Below are 6,560 nucleotides of genomic sequence, written 5' to 3'. Positions count from 1 at the left end.
TGAGCTTCGCGGCTCCGTTCATTAAGCGTGAGTGGTCGGTCAATCCGGCGTTGCTCGGCGTTATTTTCAGCGCGTCGCTGGCTGGAGCCATACTGGGCGCCGCGGCGACCAGCGCGCTGGGCAAACGCATGAGCCGCCGCTCGTTTCTTGCGGCTTGCCTGCTCTGGTTCGCGATCGGATCAGCCGCGACGACATTTGCGGGAAACACCACCGAATTGCTGGTTTCCAGGCTCCTGACCGGGATCGGGCTTGGCGCGGCGATACCGCTCACGCTCGCCACCATCGCGGAGTCGATCCCGCTGGGCATACGGGCCCGCTCGATCGCCTTCGTGATCGGCGGCATTCCTCTTGGCGGCATTCTGGCAGGCTTGACGACGGCGCGCCTCGCCCCCGAATTCGGCTGGCGTGCGACGTTCCTGGTCGGTGCCATCGTGCCCCTGGTGATCGTTCCGATCATATGGTTCAACGTGCGCGAGTCGGTGTCCTCGCTCGTCCGGCAGGGAGTAGGCGACGATCGCATCGTCGAAGCGTTGCGAGCAGACGGGATAGCGGTCGGCCCCGGCGAGCTGCCCTCTCGCGCGATGCCGCAAGTCATGCGGGCGCCCGTCAGGGAGCTCGTTCGTGGCGGATATGCCCGATCGACGATCCTGGTCCTGGTCGCCATCCTGTTCGGCGCGGTGCTCGGCTATTTCCTCACGCAATGGGTGCCGGCGTTGTTGCGCGGCGCCGGATCGTCAGCGCGCGAGGCATCGATCAGGGGCGCCTATCTCAATGCCGGCGCGATCGGCGCGATCCTCACCTTCGGCTATCTGATGGACCGGTGGGGAGTGATCCGGGTCACGGTAGTCGGTTACGCCTGCGCTATTCCCATGGTTGCGTTGCTGGGACAGACGCATTTGCTCGGGAACCTGATCGATCCGGTGCTGGTGCTGGCCGGATTGTTCGGCGTTGGATCGCAAGTCGGGGCAACCGCCATCGTCGCAACCCGCTACCCCTCGCAGCTACAGGTCGCGATGGGCAGCCTGACCTATATCAGCTCGCGCCTGGGGGCTATCCTTGGCCCGCTGGTCGCCGGTTTTCTGCTGTATTCGGGGTTGGATCGGGTGGCGCTGTTTTATGTCATGTGCATCCCGCCCGCGGTCGTGGTGTCGTGCGTGCTGCTGCTGCGGGACCGGCCTGCCGACGCGCCCGGAGTCTAGGGCTTCATCCAACCCTACCCGGCGTCGCCCCGATCATGCTCAAGCTCGACGATGATCCGATCGAGGTAGCCATAGAATTCGTTGCGGCTGATCGTCCCAAGGTTGTGCAAGGCGACATCGCCTACCGCATGGCCGATCGGGCCCAGCAGCTCTTCCGAGTCGCGGCCCAGCGCCGTCAGGACGATATTGATCTTTCGCCGATCCTGGCGGTTAGGCACCCGCTCGACGAAACCCAGGGCCTGCAGGCTATCGATGATCGGGACCACGCTTGCCGCCCTTATGCCGATACGCGCGGCCATGTCGCGCTGCGTCATGCCGTCATCGGACCACAGTTCTCGCAGGATCATGTATTGCGGCACCGACAAGCCGACATCGGCCAGCCGCAGTTCGAGCGATCGCTGGATCAGCCGCCAGATGCGCCGGATGTACCAGCCGAACCGCGGACCTTCCGCCGCCGCCGTCGCCGGCTCTGCCGTTTCCGGCCGCCGCCGCGCGATTGTCCGATTTCGCTTCACTCTTAAAATCCCGCGCAACTGTGGCGCGCAAGCCAATGCCGCGTGCTGAGCCCGGCATTATGCCTAGGCGCCCGGGCGTTGACAACCGTGCGCTGCCCGGCTTTCGCCGTCGATGCCGTCAGCACGGCCGCCGATGCATATTGCATTTTTCCGACTTGCGTCGATTCGGCACCGGCCCGCTCCCCCGCCCGGCCAACCATATTATACAGTGAATTGGTTGGCCGGGCGGGGGAGCGGGCCGGTGCCGTCCGAAACGAAAAGACTCTCTAGTGTAAACTTGTCAGTAGAGCGTTATTGCCCGGGCGGCTCCGATGGTTTAGATGGTGCATTGCGAAATCGTCGAAAAGGGTGAGCATGATGGCCGTGACATTGATGAACGTTTTCCTGGTTCCGCAGGATCGGGAGGAGGACTTCCTGCGCGAATGGACGCTCACGACCGAGGTGTTCAAGACGAAGCCCGGCTTCATCGAGACTCACCTCCATCGGAATACCGGCACCGGCAACCAGACGTTCCAGTTCATCAACGTCGCCCGGTGGACCAGCGCCGAAGCGTGGAAGAGCACGCACGACGACTACAACCCGACCGAATATGCCGTGCCGGGGGTCAAGGGGCATCCCGCCATCTTCCAGACCATCCTGAACGTCTATTCCGACGCGCTCGCGCCAGCCGAGCGGGCCGAGCACTGGATCGCGTCGACACCGCCCGCTGCATGAACCGGGGCCGATCATTCGGCGGGCGGAAGCCTGGATGAGCATTTCCACGATCGTTCCAGACGGGGTGCCGCCCGGCCGTCGCGAGCGAAACAAGCAGGCCAAGGAGGTGGCGATCCGCAACGCCGCGCGGCGGCTTTTCGTCGAAAAGGGATATGACGCCACGACCCTGCGCGAGATCGCCGAGGTGGCGCAGGTCGGCTTCGGGACCGTGTTTGCCTACGCCACCGACAAGTCGGGGCTGCTGGCAATGATCTTCGTCGAGCAATTGAAGATGCTGCCGCCGCTGTTCGGGGACGTCGATGGCGACGCACCGTTGCTGGATCAGCTGGTGGCCGGGCTGGGCCATCTCTACGCCTTCTGGGCAACCGTGCCGACGCTGAGCCGGCATGCGTTGCAGCAGCTGGAATTCTACTCGGCCAATCCTCATCTGGAAACCATCCTCAGGCGGCGCGTGCAGGCACGAACCGAACTCGCGGTCTGGATCGCGGCAATGATGCAGGCGCACCGCGTCCGCCGGGATACCGACGTCGAGGCCGCGGCAGACACTTTGTTCGCAATCTATACCTCTGCGGTCAGACAGTGGGCGGCGGATCAGCCCCATGATATCGCACGCGGACTGGTCGAACTTCACCGGCTGATGGCATTGCCGATGCGGGCTTTGGCCACCTGACCCGGACGGTCCCCGTTCAGCGGCGGGGCAGCGCCCCGTGCAGGAACAGCTCGACGCTGGCGCGGGCGCTCGAGTCGATAAGTTTCGGCCCGATCCGCACCGGCTGGCCGAACAGCAGCTTCATGTGGATGTTGGTCTTCAACAGTGCGATCAACTGCGCCGCAGCCAGTTCCACATCGTCCAGCGCCAGCCGACCCGTTTCGGACTGCACGCGCAGATAATCGGCGAACAGACGCTGCGACTGGGTGATCGGACCGTCATACATGATCCGGCCAACCTCCGGCCGCCGCCGCACGGCGGCGACAACCGTCTGGTAGAGTTCCACTTGCGCGGGATGGAAGATGCCCTTCAGGAATGCGACCGCCAACAGGCGCAAGCCCTCGCTCACCGGCTGGTCGAGCGCGGCCGCGTACGTCGCCGGGTCCGGCACGACCGATGCGCAGCGCTTGCCCACAACCTCGGCGAAGAGCCGCTCCTTGCTGCCGAAATTGCTGTATACGGTACGCTTGGAGACACCCGCTTCCTCCGCGACGTCGTCCATGCTCGTCGCCGCGAAGCCTGCGCGCAGGAACACCCGTTCCGCGGCCGTAAGCACGATGTCGGTCTTGCGCACATAAACGCGGCTCGTCCGCCGTCTCGGCGGCGCTGCCCCCCGCTCCTGCTCGGCCGTGGCCTTCTTCGGCATGTGTCGATCTCCGGTTGCCGATCCGCTGTGGCATCGTTTGCGGCCGCGGGCAATGGTCACCGGCACATCATTCTCAACGACACGGTACCGTATCGCTTGACATGGAGCTTCATTTCTGATTTTCGATCATGATCGAAAATGTTGGATGGAGTGGATTGGTGGCAGAGACGAACAGGCCCGTCGCGCTCGTGACGGGCGCGGCAACCGGGATCGGGCGGGCGATTGTCGAGAGCCTGGCGCGGGGGGGCTATGATCTCGCGGTAAATTACAGCCGGAGCGAGGATGCGGCGCGCGAGACCGCGCGCCTGGCGGAGGCGACGGGCGCCGCAACCGTGCTGATCCGGGCCGACGTGAGCGAGGAAGCCGACGTGATCGCGATGATCGCCGCGGTCGAGCGCAGGTTTGGCGGCCGGCTCGACCTGCTCGTCAACAATGCCGGCGTTACCAGCGACGTGCCGCCCAACAAGTTCGACACGATGACGGTCGGCGATTTCGACCGCGTGTTCGCGGTCAACGTGCGCGGCACCTTTCTCGTCGTGAAGCACGCGACGCGGCTGCTGAAGGCGATGCCCCAGGCCTGCATCGTCAACACGGCGAGCATCGTCGGGCTGCGCCCCGGACCGCAGCCGCTGCCCTATTCGTCGAGCAAGGCGGCAATCATCTCGATGACGCGCACGCTTGCCGGCGCGCTTGGCCCGACGATCCGGGTCAACGCGGTGGCGCCCGGCTGGCTCGAGGGGGACTGGATGGAGCGCACGCTCGGCGACAATTACGAACGGCTGATGGAGCGACGCGCCAAGGCCACCCCGCTCAAGCGCAATGCCCGCGTCGAGGATGTCGGCGCAGCGGTGCTGACGCTCGCCACGCAATTGATGTTCACCAGCGGCCAGACCGTCGTCATCGACGGCGGCTACAGTTTCGTCAGCTAGAAAGCGGAGAAGACAATGGACGGAGTTGTAACGTTTCCTGCAGAGTTCGCCGCGCGTTACCGCGCCAGGGGCTATTGGCGCGACCGGCCGCTGCGTGACGTGTTCAAGGACTGGTGCGACCGCTTCGCCGATCGCACCGCGCTGATCGACGCCACCCGGTCGGTCACCTTTCGCGAACTCGACGAACGATCGACCAATCTCGCGCTCAACCTGCTCGATCTCGGCATCGCCCCGCGCGACCGGCTGGTCGTGCAGATGCCCAACGTCATCGAATTCGCCTATCTCCACTTCGCGCTCCAGAAGATCGGCGCTATTCCGGTGCTGGCGCTGCCGCCGCATCGCTTCCGCGAAATCAGCTTTTTCGTCGCGACCGCGGCGGCGGTGGCAACGGTCACGCCCGACGCTCACCGCGATTTCAGCTTCACCGCGATGGTCGACCGCCTCCGCGCCGGCGCACCGCACCTGAAGCACGGCATCGTCCTCGGCACCGCGCCCGAAGGCTTCGTCTCGCTGACCGAGCTGATCGATCGCCCCGCGACGCGGCCCGCCGGCGATCTCGACGCGATCGCGATCGACCCGGTCGATCCGGCGCTGTTCCTGCTTTCGGGCGGCACCACCGGCATCCCCAAGCTGATCCCGCGCACCCATAATGATTATGCCTATAACAGCGAAATGGCCGCTTCGGTCTGCGCGATCGATCAGGATAGCGTGCTGCTCGACGTGCTGCCGATCGGGCACAACCTGCCGCTTGCCTGTCCCGGGCTGCAAGGCTTCCTGCTTTCCGGCGCGGCGACGGTGCTGCATACCGCCGCCGGACCCGAGGACGTGTTTCCGCTGATCGAGCGCCACGGCGTCACCCATATCCATGCCGTGCCCGCGCTGCTGATCCGCTGGACCGAAAGCAAGCTTGCCGGGCAGCACGATCTGTCGTCGGTCCGGGTGATCCAGAGCGGCGGCCAGCGGCTCCAGCCCGAGGTGCGCCGCCGCACCGCGAGCGTGTTCCGTAACGTCACCGTCCAAGAGAATTTCGGCATGGCCGAAGGTCTGCTGATGTTCGTCCGGCTCGACGATCCCGCCGATGTCCGCATGGAAACGGTCGGCCGCCAGATCTGCCCCGACGACGAAATCATGCTGCTCGGCGAGGACGACCAGCCCGTCGCGTTCGGCGAGCTTGGGGAGTTGTGCTGTCGCGGCCCCTACACGCTGCGCGGCTATTACCAGGCGCCCGAGCACAATGCCCGCGCCTTCACCCCCGACGGCTTCTACCGCTCGGGTGACCTGATGCGCCAGCATCCCTCGGGCAATTACATGGTCGAGGGGCGCAAAAAGGACCTGATCAATCGCGGTGCCGAAAAGATCAGCGCGGAAGAGATCGAGGAACTGATCCTGCGCCACCCGGCGGTCGAGAACGTCGCCTGCGTGCCGATGCCCGATCCGGTGCTGGGCGAAAAGAATTGCGCCTGCGTGGTGCTGCGCGACGGACAGGCGCTGGCGGTACCCGAACTCGCCGGCTTCCTTGACCAGTTCGAACTCGCCAAGTACAAATATCCGGAGCGGATCGAGCGCTTCGACAGCTTTCCGCTGAGCAGCTTCGGCAAGGTCTCCAAGAAGGACCTGGTGTCGATCGTCGCCCAGCGCATCGGCGCCGGCGCATGAGCCTGCTGCGCGTCAGCCAGGAGGGCGCCGTGGCGATCCTGACCCTCGACGACCCGAAGCGCCGCAACATCCTGTCGCCAGAGCTGTGCCGCGCGCTCAGCGCCGCAGTGGCGAAAGCCAATGCCGACGAAACCGTGAAGGCGATCGTCATCACCGGCGCGGCGCCGGCGTTCTGCGCGGGCGCCGATCTCG

The 6,560-nt window shown here is 65.3% G+C and carries 8 protein-coding genes; 6 read left to right on the top strand and 2 right to left on the bottom strand.

The features are described 5' to 3' along the window. Window positions 1–1,199: MFS transporter (locus ACFE7D_RS13585; protein WP_375395951.1), on the top strand; the 1,199-nt coding region annotated here is incomplete at its 5' end. Window positions 1,200–1,213: 14 nt separating this feature from the next. On the opposite strand, the gene ACFE7D_RS13580 is transcribed toward ACFE7D_RS13585, so the two are convergent. Further along, window positions 1,214–1,714: a MarR family winged helix-turn-helix transcriptional regulator gene (locus ACFE7D_RS13580; protein ID WP_375395950.1), complete on the bottom strand. Its 501-nt coding sequence runs from the start codon at window positions 1,712–1,714 to the stop codon at window positions 1,214–1,216. A 372-nt stretch (window positions 1,715–2,086) separates the two neighbouring features. On the opposite strand from ACFE7D_RS13580, the gene ACFE7D_RS13575 reads away from it, so the two are divergent. Both ACFE7D_RS13575 and ACFE7D_RS13570 read left to right on the top strand, forming a co-directional pair. Continuing rightward, window positions 2,087–2,428, top strand: coding sequence for an antibiotic biosynthesis monooxygenase family protein (locus tag ACFE7D_RS13575; RefSeq protein WP_375395949.1), 342 nt, complete (start codon window positions 2,087–2,089; stop codon window positions 2,426–2,428). A 34-nt stretch (window positions 2,429–2,462) separates the two neighbouring features. Beyond that, window positions 2,463–3,098, top strand: a complete 636-nt coding sequence (locus ACFE7D_RS13570) for a TetR/AcrR family transcriptional regulator (RefSeq protein ID WP_375395948.1) — start codon at window positions 2,463–2,465, stop codon at window positions 3,096–3,098. Window positions 3,099–3,114: 16 nt separating this feature from the next. On the opposite strand, the gene ACFE7D_RS13565 is transcribed toward ACFE7D_RS13570, so the two are convergent. Then, a complete protein-coding gene (locus ACFE7D_RS13565; RefSeq protein WP_375395947.1) occupies window positions 3,115–3,783 on the bottom strand; it encodes a TetR/AcrR family transcriptional regulator in 669 nt (222 codons plus the stop codon). Between the two features lie 128 nt (window positions 3,784–3,911). Between ACFE7D_RS13565 and ACFE7D_RS13560 the strand changes: the two genes are divergently transcribed. The 3 genes from ACFE7D_RS13560 to ACFE7D_RS13550 form a co-directional block, all read left to right on the top strand. Next, window positions 3,912–4,712: an SDR family NAD(P)-dependent oxidoreductase gene (locus tag ACFE7D_RS13560; RefSeq protein WP_375395946.1), complete on the top strand. Its 801-nt coding sequence runs from the start codon at window positions 3,912–3,914 to the stop codon at window positions 4,710–4,712. Between the two features lie 15 nt (window positions 4,713–4,727). After that, entirely contained in the window at window positions 4,728–6,368 is a 1,641-nt protein-coding gene (locus tag ACFE7D_RS13555; RefSeq protein ID WP_375395945.1) for a (2,3-dihydroxybenzoyl)adenylate synthase, read from the top strand. Then, the coding region (locus ACFE7D_RS13550) for an enoyl-CoA hydratase/isomerase family protein (protein WP_375395944.1) at window positions 6,365–6,560 on the top strand (196 nt) is incomplete at its 3' end. The genes ACFE7D_RS13555 and ACFE7D_RS13550, both read left to right, overlap by 4 nt.

The sequence above is a fragment of the uncultured Sphingomonas sp. genome (assembly GCF_964244235.1).
Lineage (GTDB): Bacteria > Pseudomonadota > Alphaproteobacteria > Sphingomonadales > Sphingomonadaceae > Sphingomonas.
This window is presented reverse-complemented; position numbering and strand designations above follow the sequence as displayed.